23 protein-coding genes are annotated in these 24,292 nt (G+C 63.8%); 15 read left to right on the forward strand and 8 right to left on the reverse strand.

Annotation, left to right across the window (positions count from 1 at the left end; genetic code table 11):
* Window positions 1-9: 9 nt before the first annotated feature.
* A complete protein-coding gene (locus tag FUT88_RS08115; protein WP_147214534.1) occupies window positions 10-924 on the reverse strand; it encodes a cupin domain-containing protein in 915 nt (304 codons plus the stop codon).
* A gap of 115 nt (window positions 925-1,039) precedes the next feature.
* Between FUT88_RS08115 and FUT88_RS08120 the strand changes: the two genes are divergently transcribed.
* On the forward strand, window positions 1,040-1,375 hold the full coding sequence (locus FUT88_RS08120; protein ID WP_147214535.1) for a carboxymuconolactone decarboxylase family protein: 336 nt from the start codon (window positions 1,040-1,042) through the stop codon (window positions 1,373-1,375).
* Between the two features lie 9 nt (window positions 1,376-1,384).
* Here the strand turns inward: FUT88_RS08120 and FUT88_RS08125 are convergent, their stop codons facing one another.
* Window positions 1,385-2,323, reverse strand: coding sequence for an aldose epimerase (locus FUT88_RS08125; protein ID WP_147214536.1), 939 nt, complete (start codon window positions 2,321-2,323; stop codon window positions 1,385-1,387).
* 73 nt (window positions 2,324-2,396) lie between these two features.
* Here FUT88_RS08125 and FUT88_RS26595 point away from each other — a divergent pair, with 73 nt between their 5' ends.
* The 12 genes from FUT88_RS26595 (at window position 2,397) to hpaI (ending at window position 12,860) form a co-directional block, all read left to right on the forward strand.
* Complete coding sequence (locus FUT88_RS26595; protein WP_261797073.1) at window positions 2,397-2,531, forward strand: hypothetical protein; 135 nt, start codon at window positions 2,397-2,399, stop codon at window positions 2,529-2,531.
* 103 nt (window positions 2,532-2,634) lie between these two features.
* Window positions 2,635-3,012, forward strand: a complete 378-nt coding sequence (locus FUT88_RS08130; protein WP_147214537.1) for a hypothetical protein — start codon at window positions 2,635-2,637, stop codon at window positions 3,010-3,012.
* Between the two features lie 170 nt (window positions 3,013-3,182).
* Window positions 3,183-4,256: a DNA polymerase IV gene (dinB, locus tag FUT88_RS08135; RefSeq protein WP_147214538.1), complete on the forward strand. Its 1,074-nt coding sequence runs from the start codon at window positions 3,183-3,185 to the stop codon at window positions 4,254-4,256.
* 188 nt (window positions 4,257-4,444) lie between these two features.
* Window positions 4,445-5,875, forward strand: coding sequence for an amino acid permease (locus FUT88_RS08140; RefSeq protein ID WP_147214539.1), 1,431 nt, complete (start codon window positions 4,445-4,447; stop codon window positions 5,873-5,875).
* 530 nt (window positions 5,876-6,405) lie between these two features.
* Complete coding sequence (locus tag FUT88_RS08145; protein ID WP_092970102.1) at window positions 6,406-6,696, forward strand: DUF1488 family protein; 291 nt, start codon at window positions 6,406-6,408, stop codon at window positions 6,694-6,696.
* Between the two features lie 187 nt (window positions 6,697-6,883).
* Window positions 6,884-7,636, forward strand: coding sequence for a fumarylacetoacetate hydrolase family protein (locus FUT88_RS08150; RefSeq protein ID WP_147214540.1), 753 nt, complete (start codon window positions 6,884-6,886; stop codon window positions 7,634-7,636).
* Window positions 7,633-8,403, forward strand: coding sequence for a fumarylacetoacetate hydrolase family protein (locus tag FUT88_RS08155; RefSeq protein ID WP_147214541.1), 771 nt, complete (start codon window positions 7,633-7,635; stop codon window positions 8,401-8,403). Before FUT88_RS08150 ends, FUT88_RS08155 begins: the two co-directional genes overlap by 4 nt.
* A complete protein-coding gene (gene hpaE, locus FUT88_RS08160) occupies window positions 8,400-9,881 on the forward strand; it encodes a 5-carboxymethyl-2-hydroxymuconate semialdehyde dehydrogenase (RefSeq protein WP_147214542.1) in 1,482 nt (493 codons plus the stop codon). Before FUT88_RS08155 ends, hpaE begins: the two co-directional genes overlap by 4 nt.
* A gap of 42 nt (window positions 9,882-9,923) precedes the next feature.
* Complete coding sequence (gene hpaD / locus FUT88_RS08165) at window positions 9,924-10,793, forward strand: 3,4-dihydroxyphenylacetate 2,3-dioxygenase (protein ID WP_147214543.1); 870 nt, start codon at window positions 9,924-9,926, stop codon at window positions 10,791-10,793.
* A gap of 10 nt (window positions 10,794-10,803) precedes the next feature.
* On the forward strand, window positions 10,804-11,193 hold the full coding sequence (locus FUT88_RS08170) for a 5-carboxymethyl-2-hydroxymuconate Delta-isomerase (RefSeq protein WP_147214544.1): 390 nt from the start codon (window positions 10,804-10,806) through the stop codon (window positions 11,191-11,193).
* A gap of 3 nt (window positions 11,194-11,196) precedes the next feature.
* A complete protein-coding gene (hpaH, locus tag FUT88_RS08175; protein WP_147214545.1) occupies window positions 11,197-12,000 on the forward strand; it encodes a 2-oxo-hept-4-ene-1,7-dioate hydratase in 804 nt (267 codons plus the stop codon).
* Between the two features lie 53 nt (window positions 12,001-12,053).
* Window positions 12,054-12,860, forward strand: coding sequence for a 4-hydroxy-2-oxoheptanedioate aldolase (gene hpaI / locus FUT88_RS08180; RefSeq protein WP_147214546.1), 807 nt, complete (start codon window positions 12,054-12,056; stop codon window positions 12,858-12,860).
* 6 nt (window positions 12,861-12,866) lie between these two features.
* On the opposite strand, the gene hpaR is transcribed toward hpaI, so the two are convergent.
* The 6 genes from hpaR to FUT88_RS08210 form a co-directional block, all read right to left on the reverse strand.
* Entirely contained in the window at window positions 12,867-13,331 is a 465-nt protein-coding gene (gene hpaR / locus FUT88_RS08185) for a homoprotocatechuate degradation operon regulator HpaR (protein ID WP_147214547.1), read from the reverse strand.
* Between the two features lie 12 nt (window positions 13,332-13,343).
* Window positions 13,344-14,153, reverse strand: coding sequence for an exodeoxyribonuclease III (gene xth, locus FUT88_RS08190; protein ID WP_147214548.1), 810 nt, complete (start codon window positions 14,151-14,153; stop codon window positions 13,344-13,346).
* Between the two features lie 151 nt (window positions 14,154-14,304).
* Window positions 14,305-16,419, reverse strand: coding sequence for a M3 family metallopeptidase (locus tag FUT88_RS08195; RefSeq protein WP_147214549.1), 2,115 nt, complete (start codon window positions 16,417-16,419; stop codon window positions 14,305-14,307).
* A 94-nt stretch (window positions 16,420-16,513) separates the two neighbouring features.
* Window positions 16,514-17,383, reverse strand: coding sequence for a bifunctional methylenetetrahydrofolate dehydrogenase/methenyltetrahydrofolate cyclohydrolase FolD (folD, locus tag FUT88_RS08200; protein ID WP_009240794.1), 870 nt, complete (start codon window positions 17,381-17,383; stop codon window positions 16,514-16,516).
* Window positions 17,384-17,478: 95 nt separating this feature from the next.
* On the reverse strand, window positions 17,479-18,114 hold the full coding sequence (locus tag FUT88_RS08205; protein ID WP_024975528.1) for a response regulator transcription factor: 636 nt from the start codon (window positions 18,112-18,114) through the stop codon (window positions 17,479-17,481).
* 40 nt (window positions 18,115-18,154) lie between these two features.
* Entirely contained in the window at window positions 18,155-20,683 is a 2,529-nt protein-coding gene (locus FUT88_RS08210) for a PAS domain-containing sensor histidine kinase (RefSeq protein WP_147214550.1), read from the reverse strand.
* A gap of 362 nt (window positions 20,684-21,045) precedes the next feature.
* Between FUT88_RS08210 and aceE the strand changes: the two genes are divergently transcribed.
* Complete coding sequence (aceE, locus tag FUT88_RS08220; RefSeq protein ID WP_147214552.1) at window positions 21,046-23,736, forward strand: pyruvate dehydrogenase (acetyl-transferring), homodimeric type; 2,691 nt, start codon at window positions 21,046-21,048, stop codon at window positions 23,734-23,736.
* A 153-nt stretch (window positions 23,737-23,889) separates the two neighbouring features.
* A partial coding sequence (locus FUT88_RS08225) for a biotin/lipoyl-containing protein (protein WP_325205664.1) occupies window positions 23,890-24,292 on the forward strand: 403 nt, incomplete at its 3' end.

The raw sequence follows: 24,292 nt of genomic DNA on the forward strand, positions 1-24,292 counted from the left end.
GTCGGAGCATCAACCCGTCGCCCGCCGATACCGTGCCGGCGTCATCCCGAGTTGCTGCTTGAACGCCTTGCCGAACGCCGCCTCGGATTGATAGCCGACACGCGCGCCAATCTCGCCCGCGCTGAGCCGCGTATGAACCAACGCGTCGCAGGCGAGCGTCATGCGCACGCGCGTGAGAAAGTCCCACACCGTCATGTCGGCACGCGCCTTGAAGTGTCGTGCGTAGGTGGCGCGTGACATGGCCGCCAGATCGGCGAGGGTGTCGATGGTCCATGCTCGTTCGGGCGCGCTGAGCATCGCTTGTACGGAAGTGCCGAGGCGCGCGTCTGACAGCAGCGTCAACGTGCCGGGGCTCGCGTTTTCTCGCTGACCATAGACGCGCAGTGCCATCGTCAGCAACGCCTGGCTCAGCGACGTGACGATCGCCAGCGCGCCAGGTGCGCGCGTTTCGGCTTCGTCGCGCATCAGCCCAATGAGCGCCTGCAGCGCGGGATACGACGCGCTGTCACTCAATGACACGTGCAGCGGATCGGGCAGCGTACGGACCAACAACGTGGTCGAGCCGTGCTCGTGGACAAAGCGGCCGCAAAGCAAGTCGACGTCAGCCGCGCCCCGACCGGTTTTGCGAAGCGGAAGCATCCCATCGTGCGATGTGCGCGGTTTCCGGACGGGGACGTCGGCCGCACCGGGGTCGTGAATCGTGTGGGCCTCGCCGCGCGGGAACAGGATGAAATCGCCTTGGCGCAGCGCGAGCGTGCGGCCGCCAGTGTCGACGAGGCATCTGCCCGAAAGCACCAGATGGAACAGTACCTGGCCATTCGGCTCCGGATCGTGCGGGATCGAGAACGGACCTTGGAACAGACAGCGCAAATCGAGGCTGGCCTGCGGGCGTGTGAGCTGAATGAATTGACTGAGCGCGTCCATTGAGACGATTTCGACAGAAATTGCGTTGGTCAAGTATTCAACGGATCACGCATCCAGACAATACTCTTTCCAACGGCGCCGGCATCGGGTCAGCGCCACACCACCGGAGCACATCATGCTGAACTGGGTCGAGTATCGGAAGGAATTGCTGGGTCGCATTGGCGAGATCGGTCGGATCACGCCGGATACCGTCAAGGGCTACAAGACGCTGTCGGCTGCCACGACGGGTAGCCTTGACGCGAAGACGCGTGAGCTGATTGCGCTGGCCGTGGCGGTGACCGCGCGTTGCGATGGCTGTATCACCGTGCACACCGCCGAGGCGATCAAGCATGGGGCAACGCATGAGGAGATTGCAGATGCGCTGAGCGTGGCGATTTCGCTCAATGCCGGGGCGGCCTTGGTGTATTCGGCGCGCGTGATGGATGCGGTGCAGGCCTACGAGACGACCTGACCGCGCCACCTACCGTGCGATCCGCAGACGGCACGTTGCCTGTCGGGTCCCGCCTGGAGCGAGCAGATGCAGGCCTTCGCCGTGGTGGATCGCATTCGGCAGACCCATCCACGGTTCGACACAGTAGAAGTCCGACGTGGCGTTTTCCGTCCACGTGGTGATGGCGTGCCAGGGCACCGGCGCGCCGTCGACTTCGAAACGAATGCGGCGGCCGAGCGGTGCTTCCGGGTGCGGCGGAATGACCAGCGTTGCAGCACCGGCGTCATCGAGCAGGTGATAGCGGTCTTGCAGCGCCGGGTCGTCGAGCTGATAGGTCCTGCGGCCTGGCTCGGGTCTGTCGAGACTGCCATCGGGCAGTTGGCGTGACAGCCGTGCCGTCGGCATCAACAGTTCGGTCGCGCCGCGCAATGCATGCGGCAGCGCCAGGTAGAAATGATGACCCGCGTAGAACGGCATCGGCGCATGCGCGTCGCCTTCGTCAAGATGCTTGACCGAGAAGGTCGCCTCCAGCCCGTCGTCAATCAGCCGGTACGTCACGCGAAACTCGAAGGCGAACGGATAGCCTTGACGCGTCTCGGGACTGTCGCGCAGCAGCAGGACGATGTGCGCCTCGCTCGCGTCTTCCACCTCGAACGGCATGTCGCGGGCGAAGCCGTGTTGCGGCAGGGCGTGAAGCTGCCCGCGCGCATCGCGCCAGCGACCGACTTCACCTTCGACGAAATGCCGGCCGATGAAGGGAAACAGCAGCGGATTGCCGCCGCGGACCTTCGCTGGATTGGACCAATCGGCCGGCTCCGGCCAAAAGAGAATGTCTTCGCCACGATGGCGCCAACGCACCAGTCGGCCGCCGGCTTCGGGCGCGAGCAGCAGCATGGAGCCATCAGCGTGAGGCTCGCCGATACGGATCAGTGTGCGGTCCTGGAAGCGGGCGGTGGGCAGGTCGTGCATGGGCTGGGGGGGTGACTTGTTGGCATGGGAATCGCGTACTAGATTGTCAATGCGTTTTGCCTTGAGGGAAACCATGTCTGTCAATTGCGTGCTGCCCGCACATACCGTTCCGCCACCCGACGAGCCTTCGCCGCCGGGAATTCCGCCCGATCTGCCTTCGCCCGATGAGCCGCCGCCGGTCGAGCCGCCGGAGCTGTCGGGGAAGTAATCTACTGTTACCAATCGTCACAGCTTTGCGTGAAGCGGTTCGTAAGATAAGCGCCAGTTCTCGCGCGACTGCGCGTTTCTACAACGACAATACGAGCCCAATCATGTCGATTCTTCCGCGTCTGACCCTGTGCGCTGTACTGGCGGCCTCCGTGGCCGGCTGTGTCGTGGCACCGCCCCAGCCCACGCGTACGGTGGTGGTGCGTGAGCCGGTGCCGGTCGCGGTGCCTGCGCCTGTGGACCCGCGCGCCCGCTTTGATCAAGTGCAGGGCCGTCTCGCCGAAGAATTCCACCGTATCGACGTTCGCCAATCGCAGGGCTACATCGATCCGTATCGCGCGGATGGCCTGCGCGACCGCCTGCGCCGCATCCGCCAGGAAGCCAACGACATGGCCAGCCAGCATCGCGGCGGCTTGTCCGGGGACGAGCAGCGCGCCCTGAACGACGAACTCGGCGCCGTGGCGCACGATATCGGCCGCTAAGCCGCTTTCCCGATCCCTTCATCCGCCGATGTTGCGCCGCAATATCGGCGAAATGCATTGTTGCGCCGCGTTGCGTGCGCAGCCCGCGGAAGCTGATACGCTTGCGTTCCTCCTGAACGAGCAAGCCCGACGCCGCTGCTGCTTCCCGCAGCCAGTTCTGGCCTTGTGCCGTGCGAAAGATCATCCACTGCGACTGCGATTGTTTCTACGCTGCCATCGAAATGCGCGACGATCCGCGCCTCGTTGGCAAGCCGCTGGCCGTCGGTGGCCGGCCGGAGCGGCGCGGCGTGGTCGCGACTTGCAATTACGAAGCGCGCAAGTTCGGCATCCATTCGGCGATGCCCATGGCGCAGGCCGTCAAGCGTTGCCCCGATTTGCTGATCGTGCCGCCGTCCATGGAGAAGTACCGCCAGGTTGCGCGTCAGATCTTCGCCATTTATCACAGCTACACGCCGCTGGTGGAACCGCTCTCGCTGGACGAGGCGTATCTGGACGTGACCGACAGCCCGATGCTCGCGGGCAGCGGCACCCGCATCGCTGAAGACATCCGCCGCCGCGTGCGCGAAGAGATCGGCATTACCGTGTCGGCGGGTGTTGCGCCCAACAAGTTCATCGCCAAGATCGCCAGCGACTGGAACAAGCCCGATGGCCTGTTCGTCGTGCGGCCGGAGCAGGTCGACGCGTTTGTTGCCGAACTGCCCGTCGACCGCCTGTTCGGCGTGGGCAAGGTGACGGCCGCCAAGCTGCGTCGCCTCGGGGCGGAAACGTGCGGCGACCTGCGCGCCTGGGGCACCGACCGCTTGCAGCAGCATTTCGGCGTGTTCGGTTTCCGGCTGCACGACCTTTGCCGCGGCATCGATCATCGGCAGGTGCAGCCTTCGCAGATTCGCAAGTCGGTCAGCGTGGAAGAAACCTACGCCACCGATCTGCGCACGCTCGAAGACTGCCAGCGCGAATTGACCATTCTCGTCGAGCAACTTGCCGCCCGCGTCGAACGTGCTCGCGCCGGCAACATGATCCACAAGACCTACGTCAAGCTGCGTTTTGCCGATTTTCGCGGCACGACGGTGGAGTGCATTTCGCCGCAAGTGTCCTTGGCGGTGTTCTCCAAGTTGCTCGCGCAGGGGTTTGAGCGCCGCGGCATTCCCGTGCGGTTGCTCGGCGTGGGCGTGCGCCTGTATGAGTCGGACGCGCATGCGCGGCAGCAGCCGCTGTTTGCCGAAGATCCAGTCGCTACCGAGTGACGGCACCGCTTGGCGCGGCAATCGGTTGAGAATTGTCCTATTTTCCTGTCTGCATCCCGGCGATAGAAGGGCGGAATATCGCCTGCGGGTAAAATGCCCGCTTTTTTGCATAATCCGCCGCCGCGCACCACACGTGCGCGACAGTGCATGCCGTCACATTCGGCCGCACGCAGACAGGAGACGCAGTAATGAGTTTGTTTCGTACCAAGAACGTGGATCACATGATCCGCACGGGCCACAGTGACACCGGCCTGAAGAAAGTCCTCGGACCCCTCGACCTGACCTTCCTGGGTGTCGGCGCCATCATCGGAACCGGCATCTTCGTGCTGACCGGCACCGGCGCGCTGACGGCCGGGCCGGCGCTTACGCTGTCCTTCATCGTCGCAGCGCTCGCCTGCGGGTTTGCCGCGCTGTGCTACGCCGAATTCGCCTCGACCATTCCCGTGTCGGGCTCCATCTATACGTACGCCTACGCCACGATGGGCGAGCTGGTCGCCTGGATCATCGGCTGGGACCTGATGCTCGAATACGGCCTGGCCACATCCGCTGTTTCGGTGGGCTGGTCAGGCTATTTCCAGTCGCTGCTGTCAGGCTTCGGCGTGCATCTGCCGGTGGCGCTCACTGCCGCACCGGGCGCGATTCCGGGTGTGCAGACGCTGTTCAACCTGCCGGCGCTGGTGATCATGCTGCTGATCACGACGCTGCTGTCGTTCGGCATTCGCGAATCCGCGCGCGCCAACAACATCATGGTGGCGATCAAGGTGACGGTGGTGCTGCTGTTCATCGCCGTGGGTGTGCGCCATGTGCAGCCGGCCAACTGGCAGCCGTTCATGCCGTTCGGCATGGAAGGCGTGTTCGGCGCCGCCGCCATCGTGTTCTTCGCGTTCATCGGCTTCGATGCGGTGACGTCTGCGGCGGAAGAGGTGCGCAATCCCAAACGCGATTTGCCGATCGGCATCATCGGTTCGCTGGCGGTCTGCACGATTCTGTACGTGCTGGTGGCGGCCATCATGACGGGCATCGTGCCGTTCGCGAAGTTTGCGGGCGTCGACCACCCCGTGTCACTGGCGCTGCAAGTGGCCGGTGAAAGCTGGGTGGCGGGCTTTGTCGACCTGGGCGCCATCATCGGCATGACGACCGTGATCCTGGTGATGGCGTACGGCCAGACCCGCATCATCTTCGCCATGTCGCGCGACGGTCTGCTACCCAAGCGTCTGTCGCACATTCATCCGCGTTATGCGACCCCGTTCCTGAACACGTGGGTCGTCGGCATCGTCTTCGCGGTGATTGCCGCATTCGTGCCGCTGAACGTGCTGGCTGAACTGATCAACATCGGTACGCTGGCCGCGTTCTCGTTGATTGCCGTTGCCGTGCTGGTGCTGCGCCGTACGCGTCCGGACCTGCATCGCGGCTTCCGCTGTCCGGGCGTGCCGGTCGTGCCGCTGCTGGCCATCGGCATGTGTCTGTTCCTGATGAGCCACCTGCAGGCCGTCACGTGGGTAGCCTTTGTGGTGTGGGTCGCGATCGGCTTGCTGGTGTACTTCGGTTATGCGCGCCGCCGTTCGCTGCTGCACACGTCTGAACATGGCGCTGCGCCTGTTTCCGAGACGGTGCACTGATATCAGGAAGGCGCGTCCATTCCCTGACGACATGGCAGCCACGCGGCGCGACACGGTCGTTCAGGCCGCCGGCTGAGCGGATTTCTCTCAGCCGGCGCGCAACTATTACAACGCCGATGTATTGCGTGCAAGCACCACGCTTTTTTGGCGATGGCTCAAACGCATGCGGCGCTGACATCAACGTGTCGCGAACCCTGTGGTTGCATTAGCAGGCACACCGCGGCTGCGTGTCCGGCACGCGCCTTGCGTGTGGCGTTCGCTTTGCTCGGGCGGTCCAGCGCGCGACCCTGACAAAAAAGCATAGCTGCGACGAGGGGCGCGCGGAGCCTGATGCCGCCTGGGATGGCGGCTGCCAGGCACCGTTCAACGGCTGCGATGCCGCATATGACGCTCGCACGTGCATCGCAAGCTGTGGTTAAAATGATCTTCGCAGCCAGACACATGTCTGACGAAACCTTGCCGGCCCCCCCGCAAAGTTTCCACGCAACAGCGTGTGCGTTGTTGTCCATTGCAATCGGAGGGCTTTGACGATGGAAATCAAGTTCGAAAAGAAAGAGGCGTACGACATCAACAACGAGGGCCTGCTGTTCGACGCCTTGGTCGACGGTGAAAAGGTGACTTGCGTGGCAACGCGTGAGGCGCTTTGGGAAGGCCTGGAAGGTGATCAGGTGTTGTCGCTTCAGGCAGCCTTCGAGGCTGGCCAAGAGAGAATCCAGGATGCCGCGCGCGTGCTGATTGCAGACGGCGTGCAGCGATCTCACGGATTGGATGATTTGCCGCAACCGGTCGTGGTCAAGCGCGCGCATATTGCCGTGGCCTGAGTCTGATCGATTGCCCCCGTAGACATCGGCCTGCCCGATGCCTCTGCATGGCGGATACATCGTCCGCCGCCTGAAAAGCCGGTCCGCGTGGCCGGCTTTTTCATTGCGCCGAAGTTTGCCGACTTGACATGACCGCAATCCGATCAGATGATTAACATGTTAATTATATGAAAAAGCGGGAGACACCATGCTGCGAGGCAGAGTGGTATTGCCGGAAGGTCAAGTCGTGAAGCGGGTGTTCGCATCCGCAGCACAGGCTGCGGGTTCTTGGCGTTGGTTGCCGCCGCTTGAAGGCACCGTCGTCGGCGCGTTGCTGAACTACCGCGGCGAACTGGATGCGCTGGGCGACGCGCTATCTGCGCCGCTATACCAGGCACCGCCTAAGGCGCCCATCCTGTATCTCAAGCCGGCCAACACGCGCATTGGTCATAACCACGATGTTGTGCTGCCGGCAGACGTCGACGGCGTTTGGGTCGGTGCTTGCGTGGGCGTGGTGATCGGTCATTCTGCCGCGCGTGTGCTTGCGCGGCATGCCGTAGATTTCATCGCCGGCTACACCATTGTCAATGACCTGACCGTGCCGCATGCGAGCTACTACCGCCCGGCGATCCGCCACAAGTGCCGCGATGGTTTCTGCCCGATGGGGCCCTGGACGGTTGACCGCGACGATGTGCCCGATGCCGATGCACTCGATATCGCCGTGCGCATCAACGGAGAGATCAAGCAGCGCGCCAACACATCGACGCTGGTGCGGCCGATCGCGCAACTGCTTGCCGACGTGACGGCCTTCATGACGCTGGAAGCGGGCGACGTGCTGCTCGTCGGCATGCCGGAGAATCCGCCGCTGGCGCGGGCCGGTGACCGCATCGATATCGACATCGCCCACATCGGCACGCTGACGACAGCCCTGGTTCGCCACGCGCAGGAGGCCTCGCAATGAAGCACGCGCGTATTGCCTATGACGGCGCCATCCATCGCGCCACGGCCATGCCGGGCGACGACACCCACCTGCGACTGGCCGACGGCCGCGTCCTGCATGAAACCGAGGTCGTCTGGTTACCGCCGGTCGAACCGCGCACCGTTTTCGCGCTGGGCCTGAACTACGCCGACCACGCCAAGGAGCTGGCCTTCAAGGCGCCCGAGGAGCCGCTTGCGTTCCTGAAAGGGCCCAATACGCTGATCGGACATCGTGCCCACACCGTCCGCCCGGATGGCGTGACGTTCATGCACTACGAATGCGAGCTGGTCGTGGTGATTGGCAAGACCGCGCGCAATGTGCCGCGCGAACATGCCTACGAATTTGTAGCCGGCTATACGGTGGCCAACGATTACGCCATCCGCGATTACCTCGAGAACTACTACCGCCCGAACCTGCTTGTGAAAAGCCGCGATACGTGTACGCCCATCGGGCCATGGCTCGTTGACCGCGACGATGTGCCCGATCCGATGCGCCTCGCGCTGCGCACGACCGTCAACGGCCGTGTCACGCAAGAAGGCAGCACGCGCGACATGATCTTCGACATCCCCGCGTTGATCGCGTGGTTCTCCAGCTTCATGACGCTCAGCCCCGGCGACATGATCCTGACCGGCACGCCCGAGGGTTTGGCCGACACGCAACCCGGCGACGAAGTCATCACCGAAATTGAAGGCATCGGCAGGCTGGTGAGCACCATCGTTGCCGAAGAACCGAACAAGGAGCCCGCATGAGCCGCGTCAACATGGACCCTGTCAAGCATTGGATCGACGGTCGTCAGGTCGACAGCGTCGAGCGTTTCGTCACGACCAATCCGGCCACGGGCGAGGCCATCGCTGAGGTGGCGTCGGGCGGGGAAGCCGAGATCAACGCGGCGGTGGCGGCCGCCAAGGCGGCATTTCCCGCCTGGGCCAACACGCCGGCCAAGCAGCGCGCCAAGCTGATGCGCCGACTGGGCGAGCTGATCGAGCAGAACGTGCCGCACCTCGCAGCGCTGGAAACCATGGACACCGGCCTGCCCATCGCGCAGACGAGCAAACAGCTCATTCCGCGCGCTTCGGAGAACTTCCATTTCTTCGCCGAGGTGTGCACGCAAGTCAATGGCCGCACGTACCCCGTCGATGACCAGATGCTGAACTACACGCTGTATCAGCCGGTGGGCGTTTGCGCGTTGATCTCGCCCTGGAACGTGCCGTTCATGACGGCCACCTGGAAGGTCGCACCGTGCTTGGCGCTGGGTAATACGGCGGTGCTGAAGATGTCGGAGCTGTCGCCGCTGACAGCGGACCAGCTCGGCCGGCTTGCGCTGGAGGCCGGCATTCCGCCCGGCGTGCTGAACGTCGTGCAAGGCTATGGCGCGACGGCGGGCGACGCGCTGGTGCGCCATCCGGATGTGCGGGTGGTGTCGTTCACCGGCGGCACGGCCACCGGCAAGCGCATCATGGAGCGTGCGGGCTTGAAGAAATTCTCGATGGAGCTGGGCGGCAAATCGCCGGTGCTGGTCTTCGACGATGCAGACCTGGATCGCGCGCTGGATGCGTCGCTCTTCACCATCTTCTCGATCAACGGCGAGCGCTGCACGGCCGGCTCGCGCATCTTCGTGCAAGAGAGCGTCTACGACGAGTTCGTACGCAAGTTTGCCGAACGTGCCAAGCGGCTTGTGGTGGGCGATCCGGCGGATGAGACAACCCATGTCGGCTCGATGATCACGCGCGCGCATTGGGAGAAGGTCACGGGCTACATCCGCCTGGGCGAACAGGAAGGCGCGAAGATTCTGGCCGGCGGCGCGGAGAAGCCTGCGGGGCTGCCCGGCCATCTGCAGAACGGCAACTTCGTCGCGCCCACGGTGCTGGCCAACGTCGACAACCGCATGCGGGTGGCGCAGGAAGAGATCTTTGGCCCCGTGGCTTGCCTGATCCCGTTCAAGGATGAGGCCGATGGCCTGAGGCTTGCCAATGACGTGGAATACGGTCTGGCCTCGTACATCTGGACGCAGGATGTGGGCAAGGTGCACCGCGTGGCGCGCGGCATCGAAGCCGGCATGGTGTTCGTCAACAGCCAGAATGTGCGCGACCTGCGCCAGCCCTTCGGCGGTGTCAAAGCGTCCGGCACGGGGCGGGAGGGCGGCGAGTACAGTCTGGAGGTGTTTGCCGAAATCAAGAACGTCTGCATCTCGATGGGCAGCCACCATATCCCGCGCTGGGGCGTTTGACGCGCCGCCGGACACACCACAACAAGGGCGGAAGGAGACACCATGGGCAAGCTGGCCTTGGCCGCGAAGATTACCCACGTGCCGTCGATGTACCTGTCGGAGTTGCCGGGCAAGCATCATGGATGCCGCGAGGCAGCTATCGAGGGCCATCGCATCATCGGACAGCGCTGCCGCGATCTGGGCGTGGACACTATCGTCGTGTCCGACGTGCACTGGCTCGTCAACGCCGGCTACCACGTCAATTGCAACGCGCGCTTCGAAGGCGTCTACACGAGCAACGAGCTGCCGCATTTCATCAAGGACATGCGGTATGCGTATCCCGGCAACCCGACGCTGGGCCGATTGATTGCAGAGACGGCGACCGAGCGCGGCGTGTTCACCCGCGCGCACGAGATCAACAGCCTGGAACTCGAATACGGCACGCTGGTGCCGATGCGATACATGAACAGCGACCAGAACTTCAAGGTCGTGTCGATTGCCGGCTGGTGCGCGTGGCACACGCTGGATGAAAGCCGCCGCTTCGGCGCCGCGTTGCTCGAAGCCATCGAGGCGAGCGACAGCACCGTCGCGTTCCTCGCCAGCGGATCGCTCTCGCACCGTTTCAACGACAACGGCAGCCCCGAAGAATCCATTCACCAGATCAGCCGTGAGTTCTTCAGGCAGGTCGACCTGCGCGTGGTCGAGCTGTGGAAGCAGGGCGACTGGAAGACCTTCTGCGCAATGCTGCCCGACTACGCATCGCTGTGCGAAGGCGAGGGCGGCATGCACGACACGGCCATGCTGCTTGGCCTGCTTGGTTGGGATGCCTATGACAAGGGCGTCGAGGTCATCACCGAATATTTCGCCAGCTCCGGCACGGGCCAGATCAACGCGGTCTTTCCGTTGCCCGAACGTGAACATGTTGAAGCTTGAGGAGAGCGACATGCCGCATGTCATCGTCGAATACACCGACAATCTGGGAGACGACGCCCGCATTCCGGAATTGCTGCGCGCGATGAACGAGACGCTGATGGCGCAGAACGGCGTGTTTCCGACCGGCGGGATCCGTTCGCGCGCCATCAAGCTGACCGACTACCGCGTGGCCGACGGCAAAGAAGACGACGCCTTCGTCCATGTCACGCTCAAGATCGCAGCGGGCCGTACGCCTGAGACCAAGAAAGCCGCCTGCGACGCGCTGTTTGAGGCAATCAAGGCACATTTCGCCGAGACCTTCGCGCGCCGTTATCTGGCGCTGTCGATGGAGCTGACCGAGTTTGACGAGGGCGGCAGCTACAAGCACAACAACATCCACGCGCGTTTTCGCAAGGCTTGACGCATGCTCGACACCACGACCATCCAGACCATCGCACGCCGCCTGCATCAGGCCGAGATCGACCGCAGGCAAATCCGCCAGGTTTCGCTTGACCACCCCGACATCACGATCGAAGACGCCTACGCTATCCAGCGCGAATGGGTTGCGATGAAGCTGGCGGGGGGGCGGCGCCTGAAGGGCCACAAGATCGGCTTGACGTCGCGCGCGATGCAGCAGTCTTCGCAGATTGACGAACCAGACTACGGGGCACTGCTCGACGACATGTTCTTCGCCGACGGGAGCGAGATTCCTGCCAGCCGCTTCATCGTGCCGCGTGTGGAAGTGGAACTCGCCTTCGTACTGGGCAAGCGCTTGGAGGGGCCGGAGGTGACGCTGTTCGATGTGTACGACGCGGTGGATCACGTGATCCCCGCGCTGGAGATCATCGATGCGCGGTCTCAATCGATCGACCCGGACAGCGGGCGTCCACGCAAGGTGTTCGACACGATTGCGGACAACGCCGCGAACGCCGGCGTCGTGATGGGCGGCCGTCCCATCCGCATGCGTGATGTGGACCTGCGCTGGGTGAGCGCCATCTTTTCCCGCAACGCCGTCATCGAAGAGACGGGCGTGGCCGCCGGCGTGCTGAACCACCCGGCCAACGGTGTCGTCTGGCTGGCCAACAAGCTGGCGCCGCACGGCGTTGCGCTGGAGCCCGGGCAGGTGATCCTTGGCGGATCGTTCACGCGGCCGGTGCCTGCCCGGCCCGGTGATACATTCCATTGCGACTACGGTCCGCTTGGCAGCATCGCGTGCCATTTCGTTTAACCGTCTACCCGTCTACCCGTCTACCCGTCTCACGCTCAAAGGATGGCCTCGCCATGCAACTTCCGGTGAACAGCTTCAAGCGCGCGCTGGCCGAGCGCCGGCCGCAGATTGGCCTGTGGCTTGCAATGACGCATCCGTACCCGGCCGAGATTGTTGCCGGCGCCGGCTTCGACTGGCTGCTGATCGACAACGAGCACGCGCCGAATCAACTGCAATCGACGCTCGCGCAATTGCAGGCCGTTGCGCCCTATGCGTCGCATCCCATCGTGCGGCCTGCTTGGAACGATCCGGTCGAGATCAAGCGCCTGCTGGATATCGGCGCGCAGACACTGCTGGTGCCGATGGTCCAGAACGCCGACGAGGCACGAGCCGCCGTGGAGGCGATGCGCTATCCGCCAAACGGTATTCGCGGCGTCGGCAGTGCGCTGGCTCGCGCATCGCGTTGGAACCGCGTGGACGATTACCTCCACCAGGCCGATGCGCAGATGTGCACGCTTGTCCAAGTCGAAACCGCGGAATCGCTTGAACATCTCGATGCGATTCTCGCCGTGCAAGGCGTAGACGGCGTATTCATTGGTCCTGGCGACCTGGCAGCCTCAATGGGGCACCTCGGCGCGCCGGGGCATCCGGAAGTGCGCAACGCGATCGATGGCGCCATTCAACGTATCGTCGCATCCGGCAAGGCGGCGGGGATTCTGTCGGCGGATCAGGCGCAGGCGAAGCACTACCTGTCGCTCGGTGCGACCTTCGTTGCCGTAGGGACGGATGTCACGCTGCTGGCGCGCAGCGCCGAACAGCTGGCGCAGGCGTTTAAGGAAGAGGGCGGAGCTCAGCCGAAGCCTGCCGGCAGCGTGTATTGACGGGTATTACTCGTCGCCGGTGAAGCGCCCCATCGGCGTGTGCGTTTCCATGACGTGGATCGATTCGTCGATGGCGGCGTAGAGCGCGTCCAGCCGCGCACGACCCAGCTGCGCCTCGATGCGCGCGTATTCGGCATCGACCTGCGGTTCGACGTCCGCCAGGAACTGGCGGCTCTTGGGCGTGAGCGAAATCACTTGCCGACGCTGATCCACCGACGACTTCGTGCGCACGATCATCTCGGATTGTTCCATCGCCGCCAGCATGCGCGTGAGGCTCGGGCTCAGGATCAGGCATGCATCGGCGAGCTGGTTGGGCTCCATGTCGCCGGTATCGTTGAGCGTACGCAGCACGCGCCATTGCTGCTCGGTGATGCCGTGCTCGCGCAGGATCGGCCGAAAGCGTGCCATGAACGTCTCACGCGCGCGCAGCAGCAAATGCGGCAGATTGCGGTGCTTGAAGGCGGAAGCCATGCGAGGCGCTCCTTATGCGCGGCGCAAGGCGGCGACGACGGGGGTGTGGTCGGAAGGCTGGTCCCACGTGCGTGGCACGCGGTCGATATGGCACGACTCGCACAGCTTGGCGAGCTCAGGCGACAGCATGATGTGGTCGATCCGCAGCCCGGCGTTGCGCTTGAAGCCGAACATGCGGTAGTCCCACCACGAGAACAGCTTGTCTTCCTGCTCGAACATGCGGAAGGCATCGACAAGCCCGGCGTTTTGCATCGCTCGAAACGCTGCCCGCTCTTCCGGCGACACGAGGTTCTGGCCTTCCCACTTTTTCGGATCGTGCACATCGCGGTCTTCAGGGGCGATGTTGAAATCGCCCAGCAGCATGAGGCGCGGGTTTGCTGCCAACTCGCTTGTCAGCCAGGCCTGCAGCGCCTCCAGCCAGCGCAGCTTGTAGACGAACTTGTCGGAATCGAGCGCCTGCCCGTTCGGAATGTAGGCAGAAATCACGCGCACCGGGCCACCGTCCACGTCGTACGTGGCAGCCACGATGCGCTGCTGCTCGTCGTCAAAGCCCGGGATGTTCTTCACCACATCGCGGCCTTCAGGCACCGACGCCTTGCGCGCGAGGATGGCAACACCGTTGTATGTCTTCTGACCGGTGAACAACGAGGCGTAGCCCGCGGCGTCGAGCTCGGCGAGCGGATAGCGGTCATCGGGCAGCTTGAGTTCCTGCAGGCAGAGCAGGTCGATGGGCGTGGCGTCGGCTTCGCGCTCGGCCAGCCATTGCAGCACGTGCGGTAGGCGCACCTTCAAAGAGTTAACGTTCCAGGTTGCGACACGCATGGGGGCTCGGTCCTTGCAAATGGCGACGGCGCACAATTTGGCGCCGTTCAGGGGTGCGATATTGTGCCATCAAGCGCTGCGGGCTCGAATGAAAACGCCGCTTCGGCACGGGGGCACGAAGCGGCGCTGTCACGCCTGGCCAAGCAGACCGTCAGGCGGTTTCCGCCACCATGCCGCCATGGCGCAGCAGCGCATCGATGCTCGGCGCGCGGCCGCGGAAGGCCGTGAACGATTCAATGGCCGGGCGGCTGCCACCGACTGCCAGCACCTCACGGCGATAGCGCGCGCCAGTTTCCGCATCGAGCACCGAGCCGCCCAGCTTGCTGGCTTCCTCAAACGCGGCATAGGCATCTGCCGACAGCACTTCGGCCCACTTGTAGCTGTAGTAGCCCGCCGCATAGCCACCGGCAAAGATGTGGCTGAACGTGTTCGGCCAACGCGACAGCTCGGCCTGCGGCACCACGTGGAAGCGATTGTTGATCTGGCGCGACAGCTCCAGCACCGATGTCGCGCCCTTCGGGTCGAAGTCGGTGTGCAGGTGCATGTCGAACGTCGAGAACACGATCTGGCGCAGCGTCGCCATGCCGTTCTGGAAGTTCTTCGCGGCCAGCATGCTGTCGTACAGCTTGCGCGGCAGCGGTTCGCCGGAATTTACATGGCGCGTCATGCGCGAGAGCACTTCCCATTCCCAGCAGAAGTTTTCCATGAACTGCGACGGCAGCTCCACCGCGTCCCATTCCACGCCGTTGATGCCCGATACGCCTAGTTCATCCACCTGCGTGAGCATGTGGTGCAGGCCGTGGCCGAATTCGTGGAAGAGGGTGATGACCTCGTCGTGCGTGAACAGCGCCGGCTTGTTGCCGACCGGGCCGGAGAAGTTGCAGGTGAGGTAAGCCACCGGGGTCTGCACGCCGGCATCGCCCAGCAGCTTGCGACCGCGTGCGTCGTCCATCCATGCACCGCCGCGCTTGCCTTCGCGCGCATACAGGTCGATGTAGAACTGCGCCAGCAACTCGCCCTGTGCCGATTCGACGCGGAAGAATCGGACGTCCGGGTGCCATACCTCGGCCGCCTCCGGCTGAATCTTCACCGAGAACAGCGTCTGCACGACGTTGAACAGGCCGTCCAGCACGGCAGGTTCCGGGAAGTACTGCTTCACCTCCTGCTCGGAAAACGCGTAGCGCGCTTCGCGCAGCTTTTCCGACGCGTAGGCCATGTCCCATGGTTCGAGCTTGTCGATGCCGAGGGTGGTCTTGGCGAACGCCTGCAGTTCTTCCCAATCCTTCTCGGCGAACGGACGGGCGCGGTCGGCCAGTTCCTCCAGGAAGCGCAGCACGTCTTCAGGCGAATCGGCCATTTTCGGCACGAGCGACACCTCGCCGAAATTGCGATAGCCCAGCATGTGCGCTTCTTCGGCGCGCAGCGCGAGCTGTTCGGCCATGTTGGCAGTGTTGTCCCACTCGGCCTTGCCGCCGCCGTATTGCGTGCCCAGTTCGGACGCACGCGTGACGTTGGCTTCGTACAGCGTGCGGCGTAGCGCGCGGTCGTCCGCGTACTGCAGCACCGGGAAATACGAGGGGAAGTGCAGCGAGAACTTCCAGCCGGTCGCCTCGGGATTATCGCGGCGCGCAGCTTCCTGGGCGGCCTGCTTGGCGTCTTCGGGCAGGCCGGCCAGGCGCGCTTCGTCGTCGATGACGAGCGCGTAGGCGTTGGTCGCGTCCAAAACGTGGTCGCTGAAGGCCTTGGTCAACTGTGCCTGCTGTTCCTGAATCGCCGCAAAGCGCGGCTTCTGGTCTTCGGGCAGCTCTGCGCCGCCCAGGCGGAACCCGCGCAGTTCGTTCTCAAGAAGCTTCTTTCGCGCGGGCGACAGCGTGGCGTATTCGGCGCTGTTGGCAATCGCCTTGTACTTTTCGAACAGTTCCAGATCCTGACCCAGGCCCGACCAGAATTCGGTCACGCGCGGCAGATTGGCGGCATGCGCTTCGCGCAGCTCCGGCGTGTCGGCGACGGCGCTCAGGTGGCTGACGATGCCCCAGGCGCGGCCCAGCGGTTCGGTGGCGTCTTCGAGTGCGGTGACGACGGTGTTCCAGCTGACGGGCGTGGCCGGGTCCTTGACCTGCGCCACCGCCGATGCGGCGCGCTCGAGCAGCACGTCGACGGCCGGCGTGATGTGTTCGGGGCGGATGTCCGCAAAGCGCGGCAGACCAGAAAAATCGAGCAGCGGATTGTTGGCCGGGGTGGCAACCTTGGGCGAAATGTCGGTCATGGCGGGCTCGGTAGAGAAATTCGGGGGACAAAAAAAGCGTCCGATCCAACAGGTGGGGACGCTTTTTCCGTTTCCAACTGGATCAGGGTGAAGCTTACGCCGCCAGGGCGGCTCCTTCAGCAGCGCGCTCGGCGGCTTCCAGGGTGTTGATGAGCAGCATGGTGATCGTCATCGGGCCGACGCCACCCGGCACCGGCGTGATATAGCCGGCAACTTCCTTGACGCCGGCAAAGTCGACGTCGCCGCACAGCTTGCCGGCATCGTCGCGGTTCATGCCCACGTCGATGACGACTGCGCCCGGCTTGACCATGTCGGCGGTGATGATGTTGCGGCGGCCCACGGCGGCAACGATGATGTCGGCCTCTCGCGTGTGCGCGGCCAGATCGCGCGTCTTGCTGTTGCAGATGGTGATGGTGGCGCCGGCTTGCAGCAGCAGCATCGCCATGGGCTTGCCGACGATGTTCGAAGCGCCGACCACCACCGCATTGGCGCCGCGCACGGGGTAGTTGATCGATTCCAGCATCTTCATGCAGCCATACGGCGTGCACGGGCGGAACAGCGGGGCGCCGGTCATCAAGGCGCCGGCATTGGCCACGTGGAAACCGTCGACGTCCTTCTCGGGCGCGATGGCTTCGAGCACCTTGTGGCTGTCGATGTGCTTGGGCAGCGGCAGTTGGACCAGGATGCCGTGGATGCGCGGGTCGCGGTTCAGTGCGTCGATGCGGCCGAGCAGGTCGGCTTCGGACAGGTCAGCGGGGTAGCGGTCGAAGCTGGACAGGAAGCCGTTGTCTTCGCATGCCTTGATCTTGTTGCGCACGTAGACCTGGCTGGCCGGGTCTTCGCCGACGAGGATGACGGCGAGGCCGGGCTGGTGGCCGCGCGCGGTCAGGGCGGCGGCGCGTTGTGCGGCCTCGGCGCGGAGTTGTTTGGCAAGCGCGTTGCCGTCAATGAGTTGGGCGGTCATGGCTGGGCGGAGGAGGGAGAGGGCAAACCGCGATTATAAATCGCCGCCTCCCTTCCGGCCGCCCGGATGATCGCTTGGGTTTTCCTGCAGCCGAATCAGGCGTTGCGCGACAGGGCCAGGCGCAGCAGGTCCGCCACGGTGTTCACGTTGAGCTTTTCCATGATGTTGGCGCGGTGCGCTTCCACCGTCTTGATGGAAATGCCCAGATCGTCGGCGATCTGCTTGTTCAGGCGGCCGGCCACGATGCGCTCCAGGACTTGCTGCTCGCGCGTGGTCAGGCGGCCCAGCAGGTCCTTGGCGGCCTTTTGCTCGCGGGCGACCGAGTCTTCGCTGCGGGCCTTGCTGAGCATGCGCTCAACCAGTTCGCGCAGTTCGGATTCGTCGAAGGGCTTTTCGATGAAGTCGACCGCGCCTTTCTTCATGGTCGAGACCGCCATCGGCACGTCGCCGTGGCCCGTGACGAAAACGATCGGCATGCGGCTGTTTTCGGCCAGCAGGCGGTCTTGCAGCTCGGGGCCGCTCATGCCTTGCATGCGCACGTCGAGGATCAGGCAGCCGACGCCTTCGCCGCGTTTGTCGTCGACCAGGAATTCTTCGGCGCTGCGGTACGTGCGAACGGTGTAGCCGTTGCCTTCGAGCAGCCACGTCAACGAGTCACGCATGGCTTCATCGTCATCGACGACGAACACGGTTTCGTTGCGCGGCGCAACTGCGGCGGGCGTTGTGCTCATGGAGGAGTCCTCGGTCTACGTTCTATGTTTTAAAAACGATCTACAGCGGATTCAGCGGCAGGATGATTTTAAACGTACAGCCGATGCCATCGGCGTTGTTTTCTACCCAGAGCCTGCCGAGGTGGGATTCTATGATGGAGCGGCAGATATTCAGCCCCATGCCCATGCCATCGGATTTTGTACTGAAGAACGGCTCGAACAGCCGCTCCTTGGTGCTGTCGTCCACGCCCGGGCCCTGGTCGATCACCTCGATCAGCACGGAATTTTCCGGATCGTTGATCAGGTTGGCGTGTAGGCGCAGGACGCTGGCGGCGCGCAGGCGCGGGTGGGCGGCCATGGCTTCGGCGGCGTTCTTGAGCAGATTGACGAGCACCTGCTCGATCAGCACCGGATCAACATACAGATGCGGCAGGTCGCCCGGCAGGCGCGTCAGGATGGTGATGCCGCGCCGCGTGGCCTCCAGCTCGGCCAGGCCGACGGCGTCGGCGACGATGTCGCGCAGGTCGGATTCGCGCCGCTGCGGCTGGCTGCGTTTCACGAAACCGCGAATGCGCTGGATGATCGTGCCGGCACGCACGGCCTGGGCGGAGGTCTTTTCCAGCACCGGAATCAGTTCCTCCGGCGTGCTCCGCCCCGACTTCAGGCGGCCGACCGCACCCATGCAGTAGTTGTTGATGGCGGCCAGCGGCTGGTTCAGCTCATGGGCCAGCGACGAGGCCATCTCGCCCATCGTCGTCAGGCGGCTGGTGAACTGCAGGCGTTCTTCGTGCTGGCGCGTCATCTCTTCAGCGGCCTTGCGCACGGTGATATCGGTGGCGATCTGCATCTGCGCGAGGTGGCCGTCCACCCACTGGATGTAGCGGCGCCGCACTTCAAACCATTTCTGCATCGACGGCACGTAGATTTCCCGTGCGTCCGCCGCGTGCGGCGTCAGTTCGGAGGCCGGCAGGCCGGCGTAGGCGTCGACCAGGTCGAGCGCATCGCTGGACACGTCTTCGGTATTGACGTCGTTGCCGGAGAGCTGCAGATGGCCGAACGCTTCCCAGCCGAAAAGCTGACGGTAATAGCGGTTGGCGAACAGCAACTCGGCCTTGTCGGTCGAGAGCACCGACACCGCTGCGTCCAGGCTTTCCAGCACCGTAGTGAAGCGGTCGTGCGCGGCGGCCAGGTCTTCGCGGGCGCGCTTGGGCTCGGTGATGTCGGTGATGGAACTCATCCACCCCGTATGCCGGCCGCGTGCGTCGATCAGCGGCGAGACGTACATCCGCGCATAGAAACTCGTGCCGTCGCGGCGCATCATGCGCAGCTCCATGCCGTTGGCGGGGGCCTTGCCGCGCAGGGTCAGCTCGATGTGCTTCTGCATCTCGCCGATCTCGTTGGGCGGCCAATACGGGAACGGCGGCATGCGGCCGACCAGTTCGGCCTCCGTCCAGCCGATCATGCGGCAGAACGCCGGGTTCACGTAGGTGATGCGACCGTTGAGGTCGAGCGAACGCATGCCGATCACCATGGAGTTTTCCATGGCGCGCCGGAACGAGGTCTCTGCCAGGAGCGCGCGTTGGGCTTCCGAACGGCGGCTGGTGTGGCGCCACACGCTCCACAAGCTCCAGATCACGAAGCACGACAGGCCGGCCACCAGCCACATCAGCATGTTGTTGGGCAGGTTGGACGGTGCGGGATACGCCTCGGCCCGCAGCGACAACGAATGGCCAGGCGGATCCAGTAGCACTTCATACGACGCGGCGGCCTTGGGCACCGGCCGCAACGACGTGCTCGCGCGAACCACGTTGTTCTTGTCGACCAGCGAGAAGCGGTAGCGGTCTGTCAGCTCGCCCGGCAGCAGTTGCGTGAGGATGCCGGTGACCGAATACATGGCGCCCACCGTGCCCAGGAATTCGTTGTCCCGCACGATCGGGACTTCCATGAGCATGAAGCTCTCGCCGCGTTCGTTCTGGATGGGCCGTGAATAGACGGCGCGCTGCGTCTCCCGGGCCGCGTCGTAGGCGGATTGAATTTCAGGTTCGAGCGGATGGTCGCGCGTTTCGCGCACGCGCGCAGTGAATTCGGAGGTGGACGGGAACGCCCAGCGCGGGCGCCGCGTGGCATCCAGCCAGTTGATGAAGACCAGCTCCGGGTTCTCACGCAGGAGCTGGCGGGCGGCATCGCGATAGGCGCTCGGGTCGAGCTGTGCGGCTCCGATATCGCGCGCCAGGGCGGCAACCTGGTCCTGGTTGCTCTGCAGGGACAGGCGCACCTTCTGCTCGGCCCAGGCAGCATCGCGGTAAAGAGCGTCGCGCTGCTGCTGCACCTCGGTGGCGTGCAACTGGTACAGGATGAAAATCATCGCGCCGGCGAACAGGACGATCGCTACCAGCGGGATGAACATGAACCAGTTGGTCGTCCATAGCCGGGCCAGGCGCGTCAGCCACAGGCGGCGGGGCATGTTCGGCCGGACGACTTCGTCCGACGGCAGTTCGGATGCGTTCACGGAAATCGGCGCAGGCGCAGCAGGCGTTGGCGGCTCGGACTTGGCGGCCGGGTCCTGCGAAGCGTGGGAGGGGGCAAGCATGATGGGCGGACGAACGCCGGAATTCTGCGGAGGTAGAGGAGTGGGCATCTGTGCAACTGCGCAAAACTTAGTGTAACGGCAATCAACTTGCAGGTCGCTTGGGGAAACCGCTTGGTGAGGTGTCTTGTTCGCTTAAAAAATGCTGCGCTGCAATGTCAAAAGTGATTTGTTTTGCGTTGCGGCAATATTCCGCATTATAAAAAACCATATCGCAATTTGAAAATTCCGCTTGTGCTGCGTTTGCGGGTGCCCATAGAATCAGCGCAAAAGTCGGGGTGGCCTCTTGCGTGCGTGCGAACGCGCGTGCCAGTGGGCGCCTCACAAGAGACGCAACTACCGTTACTGCTACCAAGGAGACCGCCATGTCGGCCGTACCAGAACAAGTCCTGGGTGCCACGAGCGCCAGCGACGTTGATCCCCAGGAAACCAAGGAGTGGCTGGAGGCGCTGCAAGGCGTCATCGGCGCGGAAGGCCCGCAACGCGCGGCGTTCCTCCTCGATAAGCAGATCGAGTACGCGCGCATCAACGGCGTGACGTCTCCGCTGCATGCAGAAACCCCCTATATCAATACGATCCCGGTCGAGAATCAGGAGCGCATTCCGGGCGACCAGGAAATCGAGCACCGCATTCGCTCGTACACGCGCTGGAATGCCATGGCGATGGTGCTGCGTGCGAACAAGGACACCAACGTCGGCGGCCACATCTCGTCGTTCGCTTCGGCGGCCACGCTGTATGACGTCGGCTACAACCATTTCTGGCATGCCCCGTCGGACAAGCACGGCGGCGATATGGTGTTCGTGCAGGGCCACTCGGCACCGGGCGTTTACTCGCGCGCATTCCTGCTGGGCCGTCTGAGCGAAGAGCAACTCGACAGCTTCCGTCAGGAAGTCGACGGCAAGGGCATCTCGTCGTACCCGCACCCGTGGCTGATGCCGGATTTCTGGCAATTCCCGACAGTGTCGATGGGCCTGGGCCCGATCATGGCGATCTACCAGGCGCGCTTCACCAAGTACCTGGCCAGCCGCGGCCTGATCCAGAACTGGGAAAACCGCAAGGTCTGGGCGTTCCTGGGCGATGGTGAAACCGATGAGCCGGAATCGCTGGGCGCGATCGGCATGGCCGGCCGCGAAAAGCTGGACAACCTCGTCTTCGTGATCAACTGCAACCTGCAGCGCCTGGATGGTCCGGTGCGCGGCAACGGCAAGATCATTCAAGAGCTGGAATCGGAATTCCGCGGCGCCGGCTGGAACGTCATCAAGGTCATCTGGGGCAGCCGTTGGGATCAGCTGCTTGCCCGCGACACCAAGGGCCTGCTGATGAGCCGCATGATGGAATGCGTCGACGGCGAGTACCAGACCTTCAAGTCCAAGAGCGGCGCCTATGTGCGCGAGCACTTCTTCAACACGCCCGAACTCAAGGCCATGGTGGCCGACTGGTCCGACGACGACATCTGGGCGCTGAACCGCGGCGGCCATGATCCGCACAAGATCTACGCAGCGTTCAAGGCGGCAACGGACCACAAGGGCCAGCCGACCGTCATCCTCGCCAAGACCATCAAGGGCTACGGCATGGGCGAAGCCGGTGAAGCGATGAACATCGCCCACCAGCAGAAGAAGATGCCGGTGGATGCCATCCGCAAGCTGCGCGATCGCTTCAATATTCCGGTCGCCGACGACCAGCTCGAGCACGTTCCGTACGTCAAGTTTGAAGAGGGCTCGAAGGAACTCGAATACATGCGCAAGGCGCGCATGGACCTCGGCGGCTACCTGCCGGCCCGTCGCCAGAAGGCCGACCCGCTGCAAGTTCCGGCGCTGTCTGCGTTCGACGCGTTGCTCAAGGCCACCGGTGAAGGCCGCGAGGTGTCCACGACGATGGCCTTCGTGCGCATTCTGAACATCCTGCTGAAGGACAAGAACATCGGTAAGCACGTTGTACCCATCGTGCCGGATGAGTCGCGCACGTTCGGCATGGAAGGTCTGTTCCGCCAGGTCGGCATCTGGAACCAGGAAGGCCAGAAGTACGTGCCGCAGGATCACGACCAGCTGATGTTCTACAAGGAATCGCAGACGGGTCAGGTGCTGCAGGAAGGCATCAACGAAGCCGGCGCCATGTGCGACTGGATCGCGGCCGCCACGTCGTATTCGACGCATGGCGTGGCGATGATCCCGTTCTACATCTACTACTCGATGTTCGGCATCCAGCGTATCGGCGACCTCTGCTGGGCCGCCGGCGACATGCGTTCGCGCGGCTTCCTGCTAGGCGGCACCGCAGGCCGGACCACGCTGAACGGCGAAGGCCTGCAGCACGAAGATGGTCACTCGCACGTGTACCACGCTGCCATCCCGAACTGCATCTCGTATGACCCGACCTTCCAGTACGAACTGGCGGTGATCATGCAAGACGGCCTGCGTCGCATGTATGTCGAGCAGGAAGACGTCTACTACTACCTGACGGTGATGAACGAGAACTACGAGCACCCGGAAATGCCGGCGGGTGTCGAGGCCGACATCATCAAGGGGATGTACCAGTTCAAGAAGGGCGTCGAAAACAGCAACGCACCGCGCGTGCAACTGCTGGGTTCGGGCACGATCTTCCGTGAAGTGATCGCCGCCGCCGATCTGTTGAAGAAGGACTGGGGCGTGGAATCCGACCTGTGGGGCTGCCCGAGCTTTACCGAGCTGGCCCGTGAAGGCAACGCTACCGCACGCTGGAACCTGCTCAACCCGACCGAGCCGCAACGCGAGTCGCACGTCGAGAAGCTGCTCAAGAACGCACGCGGCCCGGTCATCGCATCGACCGACTACGTTCGTACGTTCGCCGAGCAGATCCGCGCCTTCGTGCCGCGTCGCTACGTGGTGCTGGGCACCGACGGTTTCGGCCGCTCGGATACCCGTGAGAAGCTGCGTCACTTCTTCGAGGTGGATCGCTACTGGGTGACGGTCGCGTCGCTCAAGGCGCTCGCCGACGAAGGCGTGCTGCCGCGCGAAAAGGTGGCCGAGGCACTGAAGAAGTACAACCTCGATCCGAACAAGCCCAACCCGATGACCGTATAACGGAGCCGCCGGGCGCGCGGGTTGCGTCCCGGCCGGGCACCGCCCCGACAGACTTCCCGCAACGTGCATTTGCCTGCACGATGCGGTAGCCTGCGGGGCAACGCGTGTCCACGGCCGGATGCTCTCGCCGCCAGACCCTCTGGAGACAGAAGAATGAGTCAAGTCGTAGAAATCAAGGTGCCGGACATCGGCGACTACAAAGACGTCCCGGTGATCGAAGTGCTGGTCAAGGCGGGCGATACCGTCAACGCCGAAGATTCGCTGGTCACGCTGGAGTCGGACAAGGCGACCATGGACGTGCCTTCGCCCAAGAGCGGCGTCGTCAAGGAAGTGAAGATCAAGGTGGGTGACACCGTGTCGGAAGGCTCGCTGGTGCTGCTGCTCGAAGAGCAGGGCGCTGCCGCTGCACCGGCCCCGGCACCCCAAGCTGCGCCCGCACCGACTCCGGCCGCTGCTGCACCGGCACCCGCACCGGCCGCGCAAGCCCCGACCCCTGCTCCGGCTGCCGCTGGTGGCGGCACGATCGAAGTGAAGGTGCCGGACATCGGCGACTACA

Origin of the sequence: Ralstonia sp. TCR112 (assembly GCF_007997035.1) — a bacterium.
Classification (GTDB): domain Bacteria; phylum Pseudomonadota; class Gammaproteobacteria; order Burkholderiales; family Burkholderiaceae; genus Ralstonia; species Ralstonia edaphi.